Raw genomic sequence first — 17925 nt, 5'->3', positions numbered from 1 at the left:
CAATTACCGTGTATTTGCGGCCATTGCAAGACGGTCGCTTGAACGTATCAGCCCATCGAAACCCGAAGGTCATAGAGGTCATCATGCCCGAAAAGATAAAGGTCGGCATCCTTGGTGCCACCGGTATGGTCGGTCAGCGTTTTATCACGCTGCTTGAGAATCACCCGTGGTTCGAGGTGGTCACCCTTGCCGCTTCCGCGCACAGCGCCGGCAAGACGTATGCCGAGGCGGTCGGAGACCGTTGGAAGATGGAAACCCCGATGCCCGAATACGTCAAGAACATGGTGGTCGTCGATGGAGACGATGCCGAGTCCGTGGCCGCGAACGTGGACTTCATGTTCTCCGCGGTAAACATGCCGAAGGACCAGATTCGCGCCATTGAAGAGCGTTATGCCAAGACCGAGACCCCGGTGGTCTCCAACAACAGCGCCCACCGCTGGACCCCGGACGTGCCGATGGTGGTGCCGGAGATCAACCCGGAGCACTTCGAGGTGATCGAGCACCAGCGCAAGCGCCTGGGCACTACTCGTGGTTTCATCGCCGTCAAGCCGAACTGCTCGATTCAGGCCTACACGCCGGCACTGGCCGCGTGGAAGGAATTTGAACCGCGTGAGGTGGTTGTGAGCACCTATCAGGCGATTTCCGGCGCAGGCAAGACCTTCAAGGATTGGCCTGAGATGGTGGGCAACATCATCCCGTTCATCTCCGGTGAAGAAGCGAAGTCCGAGAAGGAACCGCTCAAGGTGTTCGGTCATGTGGACGCCGAGAAGGGCGAGATCGTGCCGTTCGACGGCGACCTCAAGATCACTTCCCAGTGCATCCGCGTGCCCGTGCTCAACGGCCACACCGCCACCGTGTTCCTGAACTTCGGCAAGAAGGCCACCAAGGAAGAGCTTATCGACCGTCTGGTGAACTACACGTCCAAAGCTTCCGAGCTGGAGCTGCCGCACGCACCAAAGCACTTCATCCAGTACCTCACCGAGGATGACCGCCCGCAGGTCAAGCTCGATGTGGATTACGAGGGTGGCATGGGCGTCTCCATCGGCCGTCTGCGCGAGGACTCCATCTTTGACTGGAAGTTCGTGGGTCTGGCCCACAACACTCTGCGCGGTGCAGCCGGCGGTGCCCTTGAATGCGCCGAAATGCTTAAGGCTCTCGGCTACATCACCAAGAAGTAGTTGAAACTCGTTAAAATCGCAAAAGCCCTCCGTGAGGAGGGCTTTCGTCGTATATACCGCAAACGCGGCTCAGCGGCTCAGCGGCCAGTACCGCCGTACACCACGGCTTCGATCTGATCGGCATCGAGACCGTATGCGGTGTGCAGCGCCTTGACGGCATCGTTGAGCTGATCGAGCGGCACGAGTGCGGCGATGCGAATCTCGGAAGTGGAAATCATCAGCACGTTGATGCCCTCATCGCTCAGAGCCTGGAAGAACTTGGCAGCCAGACCGGCGTGGGTCTTCATGCCAACACCCACCACGGCTACCTTGCCGACGTTGGTGTTCACATCAAAGGAGTGGTAACCCAGCACTTCCTGCTTGTCGAGCAGCGTGTTCTGCACCTGCTTGACGGCCGATTCGGGCACGGTGAAGGAGATGTCCGCAGTGCCAACGGATGCGCCGGCCTGCACGATCATGTCCACGTTCACGCCGGCGGTGGCCAGCTCGGTGAACACCTTGGCGGCCATACCCGGCTCGTTCGGCACGCCACGCACGGTGGCCAGCGCCTCGGAACGGTCGTGGGCAATGCCGGAAATCACCGGCGCCTCGGGGCCTAGGTCAGGGAACAGGTCGCCCATGGATTTCGCTTCTTCTTCAGTCATGTCTTGCCTTGTCTTGGTTGAAGTTACTTACGATTCTTGTTCGCTATAGCCGCGCTCAGTCGAGGTTCGGCAGCGTGCGCGGGTCAATGCCGTCAGGCACAACCAGCGTGCCGGGGCGACGGGAGAACGAAGAGCGCACGTGCAACGGCATGTTGAAACGCTGAGCGTACTCTACGCAGCGCAGTGCCAGCACCTTGGAGCCGCAGGAGGCCATCTCCAGAATCGACTCATAATCGATGGACGGAATGCGGCGGGCAGAAGGCACGATGCGCGGATCAGCGGTAAAGATGCCGTCCACGTCGGTGTAAATCTCGCAGATGTCGGCACCAAGGGCCACAGCGAGTGCCACGGCGGACGTGTCCGAACCACCGCGACCGAGCGTGGTGGCGTCACCCTTGGCGTTGATGCCCTGGAAGCCGGCAACGATGGCGATGTCTCCCAATGAGAGCGCGTTCTTCACGCGGTCCGGTCTCACGGCCTTGATGTGGGCCGCGCCGTAACGGGCGTCGGTGAAGAAGCCGGCCTGCTGACCGGTGAAGGAGTGGGCGCGGCTGCCTTCGGCGTGAATGGCCACGGCCAGCAGGCTCATGGAAATTCGCTCGCCTGCGGTCATCAGCATGTCCATCTCGCGCTCGGGCGGGTTGGAGTCGATGCTCAGCGCCTGATCGATAAGGTCATCGGTGGTGTCGCCCATGGCGGAGACCACCACGGCCACCTTGTTGCCCTTCTTTTCCGTCTCAACAACGCGCTTGGCCACACGTTTGATCGATTCGGTATCGGCGACCGACGAGCCGCCGTACTTCTGCACGATGAGAGCCACTGCTGTCCTTTTGTTCTTCTCTTAGAGATTTGTTTGGTCGATATTCTACGCAAACGCAACGATTATAAAGGTTGCCGCGTTCACCCCGCGACCCCGCGCCGGCATGTGGACACGGGCATGGCCTACGTTGTTCAGCAAATATTCAAGTTTTCACCGGTGGTTCTTTAAGGCAGCCGCATCCATCCTTTGAGATTCGAGCGGTTAACTATCAATTACCGGCAAACGAAAGCAAACCGGCGAGGTTTCCGCAGAACCCCCATAACTGAATACCTTCTTCTTCCTCTCTCCTTTTCAAGGCCCGGTTCCGCAGCCCGGGCCTTTTCCTTTTGGGTTGAGAACGATCGGTCAAACGCACGATACGAGCTCACGGAGCAAGCGTGGCCAACGGCACTACCAATACCCCATCATCCCGGCGATAAGCGGCAGCCGTAGCGGTCAGCACCATCAAGAATGACGGACGGCCTTCGTGATCTTGATCAATTCTGTCAGCCAACTTTTTCAAATGGGCCGCCGCAATATCAACCTGCTTTTCTCCGAGCTTGACCTCAATGAGAGCCCATCGTCCATCATGCAGGCCAATGACCGCATCAGATTCCAATCCCGTCTTATCCCGATAATGGAACACATCTCCGCCAAGCGCATCAGCATACACACGCAGGTCGCGAATACACATGGACTCAAACAGCAAGCCAAAGGTCTCGAAATCATTAAGGAGTTTCTCCGGGGTCGCGTGCAGTACCGCACAAGCTATCGACGGGTCGCTGAAGTGTCTGGTTGGGCTCGTTCTCACTGCAGTCTTAGAACGTAATGATATGAACTGATTTTTATCGGGGCAATATATTCCCTCTTTATGCATTCATACCCCCCCTATTTGAAAGCTCTGTCAAATATTGCCGGCACCGCGGCTTATCATGTTGCCATACTTTGCAATCCTTTGCGGTCCCTTGCATCTCAACGGCTTGCCCAAAGTAAGCCACATCACTTACAGCCGTAGCAACGTTGTTCATATCGCATTTTTCGGACTTCTTATGCCCCCTACATTGCCCCCTATGGCCCTCGTCGGCATGTTGCATGAAAGGCTTGGTGCGGAGTAACGTCTCGCAGTGTGGCACGTGCGGCGTTGCCATTTGCGGCAGCACCTATGCCAACCACGACTAAGACGGGCCGGCCGTCTTGTATAAGCAAATCATGAGCAGATCAAGCGAAGGAACAGGCGACTATGGCATTGCTGCATCGACGTTCGACGAGTAAGCGTGCCTCACAGGAAATGCGGGAAAACAACGCGGCCATGCCGGATGCCACATCTGCAAATGACAACGTTTCCTCAGCGTGTCCCGAGCCCGCAGCATTCGCTCCAACACCATTTGACGAAGTCATCGATATCAGCGATCTCGTGGCCAAGCGCCGACGCCTGCAACGCAACCTGTGGGCGATGCGCATCATCACCATTGTGTTGCTGATCGCCGCAATCGCCGTGGCCTGCTTCCCGCTAGCGTTGCAATTCGAGTCCGACCGCAACTTGGCCGCCACCACCGCCACCACAGCCAAAGAAGTAGCCGGCTGGCCTTATCCGCAGGCGGAAGACAAGCTCACGGCGGCCCGCACATACAACAAGAAACTCGCTGAATCCGGCCAGCCCATCTTGGGTGAAGCCGTCGATCCGTTCTCCGCCGCCCAAGGAGGATCCCAAGCCAGCGGCGAGGATTCCGCCTCAAAGAAAGACAAGGAATACCAGTCACTGCTTAATACCGGCAACGGCGTGATGGGCGCAATCAAGGTGCCCAAACAGTCCATCAATCTGCCGATTTATCACGGCACTTCCGAGGAAGCACTGGCTTCTGGTGCCGGCCACTTGTACGGCACGTCGCTGCCGGTGGGAGGTAAATCCACCCATTCGGTCATTACCGGGCACCGCGGGTTGGTTGAAGCGCTGATGTTCACCCGTTTGGACGAGGTGAAAGAGGGCGACTTCTTCTACATCGAAGTCATGGGCGAAACTTTGGGCTACAAAGTGGACCGCATTTCGGTGATTTTGCCGGATGACACGTCGAAGCTCAAGATTGTGCCGGGTGAGGACCGTGTCACCTTGATGACCTGTACGCCATACGGCGTGAACACGCATCGACTGCTTATCTCCGGGCACCGCGTGGCAATTCCGATGCCGGCCCCCGAGCCGAATGACGTGCTTGACGCGCGCAATATCGCCCTTGGTGTTGGTCTGGGCATACTGGCGGCAGGACTGTTCATTATCTGGTTGGCACGACGGCACAAGGCCGCGCGCATCATCCGCCACGGCGCATTCTGGCCGTGGATGCGCCGCAAGGGCGAAAGCGCCAATGATACGCTGGCCTAGGCCTCACGCCGACCGGCCAGCGCCCTGCCCAGCGTGATTTCGTCGGCGTACTCCAAGTCGGAGCCCACCGGCAGGCCGCTGGCAAGTCGGGTGACCTTGACACCTACGGGTCGCAATAGCTGGGTCAAGTAGCTGGTGGTGGCCTCGCCTTCAATATTCGGGTCGAGCGCCATAATCACTTCCTTGACCTCATCGCCTTCTAAGCGTTTGAGCAGACCGGGAATACGCAGGTCGGCAGGGCCAACGTTGGCCATTGGGTTGATTGCGCCGCCGAGCACATGGTATAGGCCGTGGTATTCGCGCGTGCGCTCGATGCTCATCACATCCTTGGGCTCTTCGACCACGCAGATCACCGAACGGTCACGTCTCGGGTCGGCGCATACCGGGCAGGGGCTGGATTCGCACACGTTGCCGCAAATATCACAGAAGCGGATCTTGGCCTTGACCTCCTCGATGGCCTCGGCCAGATCGCGCGCTTCATCTTCGGGCGCGGACAGCATGTAGAAGGCGATACGCTGCGCGCCCTTCGGCCCGATGCCGGGCAGCCGCCCGAAAGCGTCGATCAGTCGCTGTATTGCGCCGTCATAAGCAAGTGCCATGGGTATTCCTCGTTATTCGTCCTCATTATTCATCCGAGTGCTTCTTGGCAGGCTGGATGTTCTTGGGGTTCTTCGGATCATCTGCCGCGAATTGCTCGACTTTTTTGACCTCGAATAGCTTTTTCAGATCGTCGAGATTCATGGCCGTCGCCTCGCCGAGCGACTGGTCGTTCATCGAGTATTCGTCATCCTCGGCCGCGACTTGCGGTTGTGGTTTCGGCTGGGGCTGCGGCTGGCTATTCCACGGGTCGGCATTCGGCGTCGGCTGTGCGGGTTGCGGTTGATTCCACGGATCACCGTGCGGGGTGGCCTGCGGAGCCGCCTGAGCATGGTTCCCCTGCGGCTGATTCCACGGATCATCGTGAGGAGACTGCTGATATGGCTGGTTCCACGGGTCGGCTTCGGCCGGTTGCGACGCCGGTGAGACCGCGGCCTGAGACTGCGTCTGATTCCACGGATCATCGCTTGCGCCGGCAGCTGCCGTAGCGGAAGATGCGGTGGCTGGCTGCCCCGTGGACTGTTCAGTGGGTCCAGCGGACGCAGCGGGTGCAGCAGGAGCAACAGGAGCGGCCGGAGCGGCCCACGGATCAACACCATCACTGATGTCCGGAACCGCAACATGCTTCTTGTGATGTTCTTCGGGCGCAGGCGTAGTAGCGGGCTCGTTAGGTGCGAACCCGTCTGCAGATTGCGGCGAAGCGTTGCTTACGGCCGGCTTGGCCCAAGGGTCATCGTTACTCCAGCTCTTCGCCGCCGTGGATGCACCGGATTGATCGGCTCGATGGCTGTCGTCCGTATCCTCGGCTTGGCCTGTTGCAGCCAGCTTCGGAGCTTTCGGCTCGCTCCCCATATGAATGCCCAGGCCCGCGCCCAAACTCGACGCGGCCAATCCGGCCTTGGCCATGGCAATCTGCTGCTTGACCTTGGCCAATTGCTCCGGGCTCATACGTTTGACGGATTCGACTCGCTCGCCATTCGCCGCGACCGCAGAAGGTGCAATAACTGCATTGGCACCGAACTCGTTGCGCACGGCATCCATCACCACGGCCGCCGCCTTCTTACCGCTGTTATCCACGGCCAAGGCGAAAGCGTGCTGGCTCAGCGACTTGTCGAACGTCATCGACAGGCAAGGCAGACCCTTACGGTTGGGACCGAATTTTACGGTCGGCACCTTGTCTCGTGACACATATTCACGAATGGTTTCCGGCAAAGCGGCGACGGCTGCATCCCACTTCTCGTCGATGGACCGATTATCCGATGCCGCAGGCGAGGCCACCGGTTGGGCCGGGGCGGCCGGCGACGCGGCGGGAGCGCCCCACCCGGCATTGGCAGCAGTAGTTGCTACAGCAGGTTGCACAGACGGAGAGCCCGCGGGTCGGTCGCTGACCGGGCCGTTGACAGGGCCATTGCCTCCAACAGATTCATGGGAAGCGGTGCTCTGAGGCGCGGCTGCTTGCTGGTTGCGTGCAGCACCGGAGAATCCGCCATGTGAGGCTCCGGCAAACCCGCCTCGCGATGAGCCGGCAAAACCACTGGCACCCGCACCGGAAGCGGCTGACGTAGTCGAAGAAGCAGCCGCAGGCGGCATACCAGAAGCGACTGGCGCGGGAGCGGCTGTCGCAAAGCCTGATTCACTGCCGGCCAACAATCGCGCGGCCAGCAGTTCCAAGCGCATACGCGGAGAAATGGCTCCGGTCATGGCACCCAACGTAGTGTTGATGATGTCTGCCATGGCGGTCAGGGCTCCCAGGCCCAACGCCTTGGCCTGACGGTGCAAGTCGTCCATATCCTCGGCCTCGGCCGTGTCAGACAGCACGGATTCCGCACGGTCCCCAGCCAACGTAAGCACCAGCAGATCACGCACACGAGCCAACAGGTCTTCGACGAATCGTCTCGGATCGAATCCGCCGACCACGACTTTCTGGATAACGCCGTACAGGGCTTCGCCGTTGTGATTGATTACCGCATCCACGGCCTCACCGATCAGCGCCTCTGGCGTGAAGCCGAGCAGGGCTACAGCGGCATCATGGGTGATAACGCCTTCGACCGAACCAACCATCAGCTGGTCAAGCACAGACAGGGTATCTCGCATGGAGCCGCCACCGGCGCGCATCGCCAGTTTCAGCACACCGGGCTCGGGCTTGATGCCTTCCTTGTCGCAGATCGTCTCCAAGTAGGGACCCATGACTTCCTGCGGCACCAGACGGAACGGATAGTGGTGGGTGCGCGAACGGATGGTGCCGATCACCTTGTCTGGTTCGGTGGTGGCGAAGATGAACATCACATGTTCAGGCGGCTCTTCAACGATTTTGAGCAGCGCATTGAAGCCCTGCTGCGTGACCATATGGGCCTCATCGAGAATGAAAATCTTATAGCGGTCGCGCGCAGGGGCGAACCCAGCGCGTTCTCGCAATTCTCGAGCATCATCCACACCGTTGTGCGAGGCCGCATCGATTTCGACCACGTCGATGGAACCCGGACCGCCGGTGGCCAGGTCCTTGCAGCTTTCGCATTCGCCGCAGGGGTGGGAAGTCGGCCCTTTGGCACAGTTGACGCAACGGGCCAGGATACGCGCGGAGCTGGTTTTACCGCATCCTCGCGGCCCTGAGAACAGATAGGCATGCGTAAGCTTGCCCTCGTCCAAGGCGCGCATCAGCGGGACCGTGACTTGGTCCTGACCGATGACCCCTTCGAAGGTGTCCGGACGATAGCGACGATACAATGCAAGTGCCATAGCTACTAACCTACCTTTGCCCTCAGAATTAACCGATAAAAAGTCAAGATAAACCGGGCTCATAGTTGCCGAATCAGGAAAACTCTTTATATTCCAACGACATTCATCTGACAACGGTTACCGCATTTTTATTGTTATTAACCGCTTTCTTTGTATTAACATAGTGTCAATAACGGTTGTAGTCAGGAGGCACCCATGAGCGATATCCTCGACGAGAAACGCCCTACCCGTGGCGATGCCCGGCGCGACGCCATCGTGCAAGCCGCGCGCAAAGTGTGTCTGGAAAAAGGCTTCTCCAAAATCACCGTTTCCGACATCGCAAGCGAAGTCGGTATGACGCGTTCACTGTTCTACCATTACTTCGAAGACAAGGAAGCCGTAGCCGACGCAGTACTCGACGACGTCATCGACGAAATCCTCACCACATTGAAGCAGTGGAACCAAGCGCGCGAAACAGGCAACGTGAACAAGGCATTAGACGACATCGTGCGCGTGCTCCGTTCCCTGATCGCCGACGAGAGCCCCTTTTCGAACCGTATGATCCAAGATGGCAACGCCGAACTGTATATCAAGTTCATTGACCGCGCGGCGGACCGTATTGCCGACTACATTGCCCAGACCACCGTACGTGATTTCGAGCAGATGCATGGTCTGCCAATCACCAACGTCCATGAGACATTCTTCACGCTAATCGTGGGGCTTATCTCGCTGGTTCGCTCGCATCCGAACATCAGCGACCGAACCATCAAAGAGGTCATGGCGCAGACGCTGCATATCGAAAGCTATGTCGTCTGAAGTCTGACGGCCATTGGCTCTGGTACCGCTCTCCCGTACTCCCCTCAGTCCGCTTCGCGGCCAGCTCGTCCGCAATTGCGAACAGCCTACGGCTGACTCTCTTCTGGTTCGACTATCGTCGAACCCTCGCCTACAAACAGCACTGGACTGTTTGCTTTACGGCTCAGCCTAATGAGGGGAGCCAATATAATCAGGTCAGGCGAACTGGCCGGTTACGGGGTCGCGACCGTCTCGGGCGATGGCGTCAAGCACTTCCTGTCGGGAGTCCACCTCACGGGCGGCTACGGCCGGCGGCACCAGCACGCGCAGTGCGCAGTCCTCGGCCATCACCCTGAAGGGCAGATGCCCGATGTATTCGCCGTCCGCCATCAGCACCGGTGGCTCGTCTCCTTCCGCTGCCCGCGTGACTTCGATCTCGCGTATGCGCTTCCACCCGAACACCTTTGAGGCGAGCAGCTTGCCATTATAGGCGTTCGAGATGGCCACCGCACATTCGCCGAAGTTCGGCACGTGATTCATCCACACCAGGTCCAACAGCCCGTCGGAGAAGCAGGAGTACGGCGAGACCTCGATGCCGCCACCGATATGACGCGAATTCGCAATCGTCAGCAACGGCGTGACGATGTCCCGTTCATCCGTGGTACCGTCCGCCAGCGTGGCTTTGATGTGGTACCCATAACGCTTCATATGCGTCAGCTCCACCAGCACCGCCACGAAGTAGCGCATGGTGCCGGTCGGCAGATGCGAATGATTCGCACGATCGTTGATGCTCGCGTCGAGACCACAGGACAGCATGCCCGCATAGTACCGGTCAATCGGATGCTCGGCAGACTTGCTCTCCTGGTACTCGTATTCCTCGCCGGTGGATGGGTTCACGGCATAGCCACCGTCTAAAGAGGTCACGCGTCCCATGTCCACATCAATGTGTGATCCGCGCACGATAGCGCCGACGATACCTTCCACTGCGGTTTCGATGCGATTGACCGGCAGCTTAAGTCCCCGAGCGAAATCATTGCCCGATCCCATGGCCACGATGCCCAACGGCTTACCGCCGCAACCCACGGCATTGGCACCGAGTGCGATCATGCCGTCGCCGCCGACCACCACCAGATAGTCGTACTCGTGCGCGCGTTCACGCGCCTGGTTCAGGGAATCGTCGAAACTCGTGCCGGTGATGTCGATGACGTCGAAGTTATGGGCACGGCCGGCGTCCTCCAGCAGTCCCAATACTCGCGCATCCACCTTGGCACCACGACCCTTATCGGAAGTGGGATTGCCCACCATGGCCACCACGCGACGGCGTTCTGTGCGTTCACTCTCGCTCATGCTCTCACCTTAACCAAAGGTCCAGAAGCCCGCCAGAGCATCAGTGCTTACGGTCCATTATTGTGATAATTGTCTCCTTCCGTACAATTCACCGGTCCGGCCCGAGCCGTCCGCTCCACGGATGATGCCACCGGAACCATGGTTTCCACCTTGATGGTTACCAACACGTCTTCATCCCGCACGGAGCAGGAGCCCAGCGTGACGCCATTCGCTTCAGCCATGTTTGCGGCAAGCGCGCATGGATCACCGATATCCACATGCCACAGCGCATACGCGGCGTCAACGGCAATAAGGTCGGCGAGGGAACGCGCTCGATTCTGGCAGATCATGAGGTTGCCCACACTTGCCGCCACCGCGAGCGCAATGCTCACCGCCATAACCAGCATGGCTCCGGCCATCGTGCCCGACCCCTCCTCATAACGCATTCCCTGCACCGCAATTCCTTTCTATTGCGGCCGCCCAGCCAGCAGCCGACCAGTTATTGTCTTATCGCCGTAGCGTTGCCGGTAACCTGCGTTGGAGTGACATCCAGTGGACCGGGCAGTACCGAACATTCGACCATCACGCTCGTCGATTGGCCGTTGTGGGCAATGCTGACGCGGGGATCTCCCCCGGCAACGTCCGCAGCTATGCTGCGCGCGGATGATTCGTCACCGGTAACCACAAACTCGCGTGTAGCCGCTGCCGCGGCACTTTGGCAGTCCATGGAAACGATGACCACACGTCCTATTGCCAGTATCAGCCCGGCGATGGCGATAACGCTGGGCAATACGATCGCGAATTCGGCGGTGGCCGATCCTGTGCATAGGTCTGGCGGCAGTCTGGCGAGCCGCCATCGGCATGTCATGGTCTTCATGGCTGTCACCCGACTTTCAGAGCCTGTTTGATGATGTTGGTCAGCAACGTCTTGATGGCGTCCGATTTCAGGATGGCGACCAGCACTGCCGCAAAGCCTGTAGCCGCAACGAGCACGACTGCGTATTCCGCAGTGGCTGCGCCTTCTTCGGGCTCAGCCATGAGGGTGCGGAAGCGTGCGTCCATGAGGCATAGCCGTTCTTTTGCCTTGGCGTTCAGCGTGGCCACACGAGCCTTGCTGTGTGCGAAGATGCCGGCCTGCCCGTCGACGATGACGGGGATAGGGGTATTCATTGGCGTTCCTTTCGGTAAGGAGGGGAAGCTGCGCAGTGGCTTCGCACCTTCCCCATGCGTGTGTGAGTGGTTGGCCCCCGCGCCGGGTTGACGCGGGGTGCATACCACTGTGGACTATCAACGCTTCATGCACCAGGAAAAACGGGGGATGTGGTTCTAGCTTGCCGAGTTATCCACACCCCGACGTGTCGTCCACCACAAATGTGGATAACCAAACGCAGCCAAGTGCAATACCGAGCGATACAACAAAATTCAGCCCAAGCGCACTCGGTTCACGCCTACATTCACATCATGAAGGACGCAATCGCCGGAATGACTCCTACCAGCACGAATGCCGGCAGAAAACATAGCCCTGTAGGCATCAGTAGCTTTACCGACAGCTTCGCGGCATTCCGTTCGATGGCAGCACGCTCGTCACGGTCCAGCTGTTCAATGGCGGATTCGAGGCGCACGCCAGGCATATCGCCATGCGTCCATGACGATTCCAAGGCCGATTGCAGCAGTCCAAGATCTCGTTGCGTGGTATTCGTATCTTCCCCGGATGGACTATCAGCTGGCGCACCCTCATGCTGAACAGCCATAGCGGCATGCCACGCATCAGCCCAGGGAACCCCTCTGGTCAGGGAGCTCCCGACCTCGCTCATGCGAACACCGCAGTCGTCGCCGACGGCTTTGCCCACCATGTCAAGCGCCCGGGGAATCGAAGAGCCTTGCCGCAATGACACCTGCAACATGCGCAATATGAGTATGGTCCATGACGACCCGCAATCATGCGCTGCAGCCGGCTCCTCACACGGCAAGCGGCTGTCATGACGAACCGGAACCTTATACAGCCAACTAGCAATCGCCGCACAGCCTGCCGCGGCGTGTACCCACACCGTACTCATAATCCGCTGCCTTTCAACAATGCCCGCATCCATGCCAAGCCGGCAGCATAACAACATCCTCCCAATGTCAGGCAGACCACACCGCGCGGCGATCCAATCAAGAACGCCAATGGTCTAGCTCCCAGAAGCTCGCCCAATGCCACAGTGACGGCCGGAAGCGCGCTCAGCAGCCCCACAGTGGCTTTAGGCACGGCACATGCTTGCGATCGCAGGTTCTGCATCAGCCTCATCTGCCGGTAAGCAGTCAATACCGCTTCCAGACATGGCACCGCTTGGCAACCGAGCTCATCGCTCAAAACCGCTGCGGCGGTGACCCCGCGTGCAGCTTCAAGTACCTGCGCTGGTGATTCGTCGGGCAGACGCCGCTGTTCGAACATCGCTATGAGCCGTTCCACAGTAATGCGATGAGTGGCGAAGCGTCTGCTGGATTGTTCCTCGAATGCTTCAACCAATGTGCCACCACCTCGCAATCGCGCGATGGCGGACGTAATCACCTGTGCAACGCCCACGCGAGGTGAGTCGGCATATCGAGGTTCGTTTATGGCTGCGGAATCGACCGTGCGCTCTTTACCAGCCAGCTGGCGCAATCTTCCGGACTTCTTCCCCGGCCATATCAGCACCGCGAGCGCCGCCAGAACAGCACACCACATCATCACCCACCACCATTCGGCCCGGGAACGATGCCCCATCGTTCAATGAAGTGCCCCCATTCGGCGGCATACCGAGGAGGATGGCGGCCATTCCATACCGCCAGCGGTGTTCCTGCCAGTTCACCATGTGCTACGCGCAGTTCGCCGATCTGCGTGATACGCCGCTGTCCGTTCACTCGCTCCAAATGCACCACCGCGTCGAAAGCACCTGCCGCCAGCATGGCCAACGCCTGTGGACTGACTCCGGCAAGCAATCCAAGCGAAATCAACCTGGACGGCACTCGGTCCACGCCGTCCGCATGCACGGTGGTCATGCCGCCGTGGTGACCGGAATTGAACGCGCGCAGTAGGTCAACGATTTCCGCACCACGGCATTCGCCCAGCACCACGCGGTCGGGGCGCATTCGCAATGTCGCTTTGACCAAGTCCGCCAGGCTTATGGCTCCGACGCCCTCCACATTCGCCTCGCGTGTTACCAACGAGACATGATCGCCGCGTCCCAGTTCCCCCAGTTCACGAACTTCCTCTACGGTGACGATGCGCTCGTTCACGTCGCATTGCGCCAGCAGCGCCTTGAGCAAGGTGGTCTTGCCCACGCCTGTTCCGCCGGTAATTAGCACTGTGGCATGTTTGCGCACCAATCCCACGAACGTCGGCAGCCAAGCAGCCGGGAATACGCCTAATTTGCTCAGGTGCTGTAGCGATGCCATGGTTCGGTCAGGGAATCGTATGGAAATCGCGGCACCTTGTGGCACCAATGGGGCAATCACCGCATGCACGCGGATGCCATCTGGACTGGCGGCGTCCGCTATCGGGCAGGCATCATCCAGTCTGCGCCCAAGCTGCGCGCACAGTTGGACGGCGTATTCTCGAACTACTTGCGGCGAGCGGAACGGCACATGCAATACTGTTTCGCGCATGCCATTGCCGCGGTCCGCCCAAACGCGGCCATCACAGGTCACCGCCAAATCGGTAACCTGCGGGTCGGATGCCACATCATTCAATAGACCGAAGAACACAGTTCTGGGCACTGCGCCGGGCTCGTCAGCCCGAGTGATTACGGCAGCCATAGCATCACTGGTCCTTGTGAGAAGTTCCCGAAACCGGGCGAATGGCCTGTTCTACGAGATCGGCAAGCAAGTTCATGGCTTTGCGACTGCCTTTGGTCACCGATCTGATGCCGAGGCCTTCCAGTACGTCTCCGCACAGATTGACACTTGGCTTGACAGGACCCAATACCGTGGCAGTCAAGTAATCCTGCGCCTCGCCAATACCCACGTGCCCTCTCCCACGTGGAGCGCCACGTGGTTCCACGCCGACGATATGTGGCGCTTCACAGCCCCAAGAATCCAGTCTGGACCGGTGCGCTTTGGCCCTAGCCAATCCCATTACCGACAATTCCGCGGCAATCACCTGCATGCCACTGCGTAAATCAGGCACGGTCTCAATGAGTCCCCCTTGCCCGGCGTCCACGATGACGACGTCGTTCGCTTCCGCCAAAGCCCGGATGGCCGCTTGAACTTCCCACCAGTCAGGCTGGCGCGCGCTCCAAGGATCGTAGGGAAGTACTCGCACACCCTCCCACGTCATCAGCTCATGGTTCATCGCCTCACCCTCGATACGGCCGAGGGGCGCGTCGACTTGGCTGAACCGTAAGCCCGGCTCTCGTTCTACGCCAAGTAGCAGATCAAGGCATCCGGCCACGAAATCAGCGTCTATGAGAACGCAGCTGTGTTCACGTCTCGCCAATGTCCATGCAAGCATGGAAGCCATGACACTCAACCCCACGCCTCCATGGCCTGACGTCATCGTCACAATGTTATGAAAGCTGGTGTCTGTAGTTAGGGCGAGTGCCGGAGCCTCGCCCGATCTCTGCCGTTCGCATGAGGCCAACGGCCTGGGCGGCGGAGTGTAGTAGCGATGCGCTGGAATCGGCGCATCGTCCGTGGGCAGCGGAATGCCCGGAGGTGCTACCGCTGGCGAAGTGATCCTACGCGCCACGCGGGGTGAGGTATTGCTATTCATAAGCCGATTGAAACGTGTCCGAGTTCAATGCTCAACACGAATCGACCATTGTGGTTCTAGCTTGCCGAGTTATCCACACCCCGGCATGTCGTCCACGACAAATGTGGATAACCACGGTGCTGTTTCACGCCCATCTCATGCAAAAGGCCCTGACCTCATATGCACGGTCAGGGCCTTCATTTTTCACGACGATTCCTTATGCGGTAATCTACATTTCTTGATCACTTATCGAGGTTCTTGATGCCGTCTTCCATGACGTCCAGCTGAGCATCGGTCACCTTGGCAGGCTTCTTCTTGCCGAACTTGGCCTTGAACAGACCGATGATGGTCGGGGCGAGCGAGACCAGCAGAATCAGCACGATCACCAGCTCGAAGTGATCCTGCACGGCCGGAATGTTGCCGAAGAAGTAGCCCAGCAACGTGAACAGCGTGGACCAGCACAGGCCGCCGAGCACTGAGAACGGCGTGAAACGACTCCAACGCATACCGGAAATACCGGAAATGAACGGCATGAACGTACGAATGAACGGGAAGAAGCGGCCTAGGAACACAGCCAGCGGGCCCCACTTCTCAATCATGTGCTCGGTTTTGGCCAAACGCTCCGGGGTCAAGGCCTTCACCTTGCCGGACTGGATGATACGGCGGCCAAAGAAATGACCGATGAAGTAGTTGCACTGGTCGCCGATAATCGGCGCGCACCAAACCACCGGCAGCAACCAGAACAGCGGCAGCGCGGCCTTGCCGGTCGCAGCATCCGGGGCTGCGAACACGCCGGCCGCGAACAACAGCGAATCACCGGGCAGGAACGGGAAGAACACCACGCCCGTTTCGATGAATACGATGAGGAAGATGAATCCGAGGGTCGGCGCCACGCCCATGGCAATCCAACCGGCAATCGCGGCACGCGGATCCTTCAGCAGTTCGAGGATGAAATTAACGAAGCCCATGTGATTCCTATGAGTCCTATACGTCTATATGTGTGAACAATCTGTCCAATAACCAGACATTCGTCTGAAAACCGTCAACCACTCTACCAGTCGCCCCGATACAAGAGGGGGCCACCGGAACCTCATAGCAGCCATTACTGCCATCTTCCTTACAAATATGGCGTGCTTCGCTGGTATATCGTCAACACATTCCACCGCTCATGAGGAGAACTGCATGCGCGGTGATGTAATCAATTACTCACCAAGACGCTGGTGCACGAAACCGTCCAGCGCGGCCGCATCGATACCGTCATACGATTCTATGGACGCGAACTGGCCCAGGCCGGAAGTATCCGTGCGAATCCAGCCGGTCTGCGCAATCAGAGTCGCGCCCGATGCCGCACCGGCCTGAAGTCCAACCGAAGAATCCTCGAGCACCACGCACTTGGCCATGTCTTCACGGGCGATGCCAAGCTTGTCGGCTGCGGCCAGGTAGGGCGCGGGGTTCGGCTTGTGTTCGTACGGATCGTCGCCACAGACGTAGCCGGCGAACAGTCCCTCGGACTGTTTCATGATGTTCTCCGCCATACGGCGCGGCGAAGTAGTGACCAGCATGGATGGGATGCCGGCCTCATTGAGCGAGCGCAACACGTCTTGCACACCAGGAATCCACGGCAGACGTTCGACCTCCGCCTTGAACACATAATCCTTGAGCTGCTTGTCGATTTCGGGAACGCTCAATGTGCAGCCATGCGCAATCATGACCTCTGCCACGTGAGCCACCGGAGTACCGGAGCACGCCCAACCGAGGTCCTCGTTCCACTCGCCGCCATTGTTGTGCGCGATTTCGATTTCGCCGTCATGCCAAAGCGGTTCCGAATCGATAAGCGTTCCATCCAAATCCCAAAACACGGCCTTGAGCAACATGGTTACCTCCGTTCGCATGCCCGCACGCCAATTGGCGCCTTTACTCTTGCTGCATTCCATTGCACCAACCGGATGCGACAACCATAGCGCGTCAGCACACCGCCCCTGCGCCTCAGCGCATGGTCAAACCACCATCGACGTGCAGACATTGCCCGGTAATGAAGCCGGCCATGTCGGACGCCAACAACGCGACCCCTCCGGCGATGTCATCGGGACGGGCAAGGCGGCCAAGAGGCGTCATGGCAATGATTCGTTCACGAACATCCTCGGTGGTGGCTGCGCTGGATGCGGTTCCGGCCGTCAAACCTGCGGCAATGGCATTAACGGTAATGCCGAAGCCGCCCAGCTCCTGGGCCAGAGAGCGGGTCATGCCGACCAGCCGCCTTTGGCAGTGAGATACGAATGGTAGGGCACGATGGGCGAATCGACCAGATTGCTGGAGATGTTGATGATACGCCCGGAGGTCTGGGCTCGCATCAGCGGCACCACATGTGAGCACATCAGATATGCACCATGCAGGCATCCCTCGATCTGTGCGCTAAACTCATTCCAATCGCCTCCAGCAAAAGTGGAACGGCGACGCGGGTCAAAGGAGAAGCGTCCGAAAGCATTATTCACTAAGATGTCCACGCCGCCGAATGAGTCGACAGCGGCACCCACCAGCTTGGAAGATTGCGATTCATCGCAAACATCCGCCTGTACAGCTATAGCCAAGCCTCCCAGCGAGTGGATGTCTTCAACAGTGCGCTGCGCGCTGGCGGCGTCATGTACGTAATTGATGACGACAGCGGCTCCGTGCGATGCCAGGCATTTCGCCACGGCCGCTCCTATGCCCTTGCCGGAACCGGTGATGATCGCTGTTCTGCCATCCAGATTCACCATTGGACGCCGTGCCATATCGCTTTGCTCTGT

At 59.0% G+C, this 17925-nt stretch carries 17 protein-coding genes and 2 pseudogenes; 3 read left to right on the top strand and 16 right to left on the bottom strand.

Annotation, left to right across the window (positions count from 1 at the left end; all coding sequences use genetic code 11):
* Positions 1-83: 83 nt before the first annotated feature.
* A complete protein-coding gene (gene asd, locus MMB48_RS00865) occupies positions 84-1178 on the top strand; it encodes an aspartate-semialdehyde dehydrogenase (protein WP_032744993.1) in 1095 nt (364 codons plus the stop codon).
* A gap of 77 nt (positions 1179-1255) precedes the next feature.
* Here asd and MMB48_RS00860 read toward each other — a convergent pair whose 3' ends face one another.
* The 3 genes and pseudogenes from MMB48_RS00860 to MMB48_RS00850 all read right to left on the bottom strand — a co-directional run.
* Positions 1256-1822, bottom strand: coding sequence for an ACT domain-containing protein (locus MMB48_RS00860; RefSeq protein WP_012576615.1), 567 nt, complete (start codon positions 1820-1822; stop codon positions 1256-1258).
* A 55-nt stretch (positions 1823-1877) separates the two neighbouring features.
* Complete coding sequence (locus tag MMB48_RS00855) at positions 1878-2642, bottom strand: aspartate kinase (protein WP_012576614.1); 765 nt, start codon at positions 2640-2642, stop codon at positions 1878-1880.
* A 364-nt stretch (positions 2643-3006) separates the two neighbouring features.
* Positions 3007-3450, bottom strand: a pseudogene (locus tag MMB48_RS00850) (DUF4143 domain-containing protein); the annotation flags it as partial.
* Between the two features lie 411 nt (positions 3451-3861).
* On the opposite strand from MMB48_RS00850, the gene MMB48_RS00845 reads away from it, so the two are divergent.
* On the top strand, positions 3862-4995 hold the full coding sequence (locus MMB48_RS00845) for a class C sortase (RefSeq protein ID WP_032744994.1): 1134 nt from the start codon (positions 3862-3864) through the stop codon (positions 4993-4995).
* On the opposite strand, the gene recR is transcribed toward MMB48_RS00845, so the two are convergent.
* Both recR and MMB48_RS00835 read right to left on the bottom strand, forming a co-directional pair.
* A complete protein-coding gene (gene recR, locus MMB48_RS00840; RefSeq protein ID WP_007051621.1) occupies positions 4992-5594 on the bottom strand; it encodes a recombination mediator RecR in 603 nt (200 codons plus the stop codon). The two genes, MMB48_RS00845 and recR, sit on opposite strands and share 4 nt — an antisense overlap.
* Before the next feature lie 25 nt (positions 5595-5619).
* Complete coding sequence (locus MMB48_RS00835) at positions 5620-8328, bottom strand: DNA polymerase III subunit gamma and tau (protein WP_032744995.1); 2709 nt, start codon at positions 8326-8328, stop codon at positions 5620-5622.
* Between the two features lie 195 nt (positions 8329-8523).
* Here MMB48_RS00835 and MMB48_RS00830 point away from each other — a divergent pair, with 195 nt between their 5' ends.
* The gene (locus MMB48_RS00830) at positions 8524-9123 is read left to right on the top strand and encodes a TetR/AcrR family transcriptional regulator (protein WP_032744996.1); all 600 of its coding nucleotides are present in this window, start codon (positions 8524-8526) and stop codon (positions 9121-9123) included.
* Positions 9124-9318: 195 nt separating this feature from the next.
* Here MMB48_RS00830 and MMB48_RS00825 read toward each other — a convergent pair whose 3' ends face one another.
* The 11 genes and pseudogenes from MMB48_RS00825 to MMB48_RS00775 all read right to left on the bottom strand — a co-directional run bounded on the left by MMB48_RS00825 (position 9319) and on the right by MMB48_RS00775 (position 17895).
* Positions 9319-10449, bottom strand: a complete 1131-nt coding sequence (locus MMB48_RS00825) for a diacylglycerol/lipid kinase family protein (RefSeq protein WP_032744997.1) — start codon at positions 10447-10449, stop codon at positions 9319-9321.
* Positions 10450-10496: 47 nt separating this feature from the next.
* On the bottom strand, positions 10497-10874 hold the full coding sequence (locus MMB48_RS00820; RefSeq protein WP_012576607.1) for an Rv3654c family TadE-like protein: 378 nt from the start codon (positions 10872-10874) through the stop codon (positions 10497-10499).
* A gap of 53 nt (positions 10875-10927) precedes the next feature.
* Positions 10928-11305: a TadE/TadG family type IV pilus assembly protein gene (locus tag MMB48_RS00815; protein ID WP_032745132.1), complete on the bottom strand. Its 378-nt coding sequence runs from the start codon at positions 11303-11305 to the stop codon at positions 10928-10930.
* Between the two features lie 5 nt (positions 11306-11310).
* A complete protein-coding gene (locus MMB48_RS00810) occupies positions 11311-11598 on the bottom strand; it encodes a DUF4244 domain-containing protein (protein WP_012576605.1) in 288 nt (95 codons plus the stop codon).
* A 284-nt stretch (positions 11599-11882) separates the two neighbouring features.
* On the bottom strand, positions 11883-12485 hold the full coding sequence (gene tadC, locus MMB48_RS00805; protein ID WP_032745000.1) for a Flp pilus assembly protein TadC: 603 nt from the start codon (positions 12483-12485) through the stop codon (positions 11883-11885).
* A complete protein-coding gene (tadB, locus tag MMB48_RS00800; protein WP_032745001.1) occupies positions 12482-13138 on the bottom strand; it encodes a Flp pilus assembly protein TadB in 657 nt (218 codons plus the stop codon). The genes tadC and tadB overlap by 4 nt, the downstream gene beginning before the upstream one ends.
* Entirely contained in the window at positions 13138-14205 is a 1068-nt protein-coding gene (locus tag MMB48_RS00795) for a CpaF family protein (protein ID WP_050496307.1), read from the bottom strand. The genes tadB and MMB48_RS00795 overlap by 1 nt, the downstream gene beginning before the upstream one ends.
* A gap of 4 nt (positions 14206-14209) precedes the next feature.
* A complete protein-coding gene (locus MMB48_RS00790) occupies positions 14210-15028 on the bottom strand; it encodes a P-loop NTPase (protein WP_257798113.1) in 819 nt (272 codons plus the stop codon).
* A 353-nt stretch (positions 15029-15381) separates the two neighbouring features.
* A complete protein-coding gene (locus MMB48_RS00785; RefSeq protein WP_012576600.1) occupies positions 15382-16107 on the bottom strand; it encodes a DedA family protein in 726 nt (241 codons plus the stop codon).
* 234 nt (positions 16108-16341) lie between these two features.
* A complete protein-coding gene (locus MMB48_RS00780) occupies positions 16342-17013 on the bottom strand; it encodes an HAD family hydrolase (RefSeq protein ID WP_032745004.1) in 672 nt (223 codons plus the stop codon).
* A 112-nt stretch (positions 17014-17125) separates the two neighbouring features.
* Positions 17126-17895 (bottom strand): annotated as a pseudogene (locus MMB48_RS00775) (SDR family oxidoreductase).
* Positions 17896-17925: the final 30 nt, after the last annotated feature.

The organism is Bifidobacterium sp. FKU (assembly GCF_026016385.1).
Classification (GTDB): domain Bacteria; phylum Actinomycetota; class Actinomycetes; order Actinomycetales; family Bifidobacteriaceae; genus Bifidobacterium; species Bifidobacterium infantis.
This window is presented reverse-complemented; position numbering and strand designations above follow the sequence as displayed.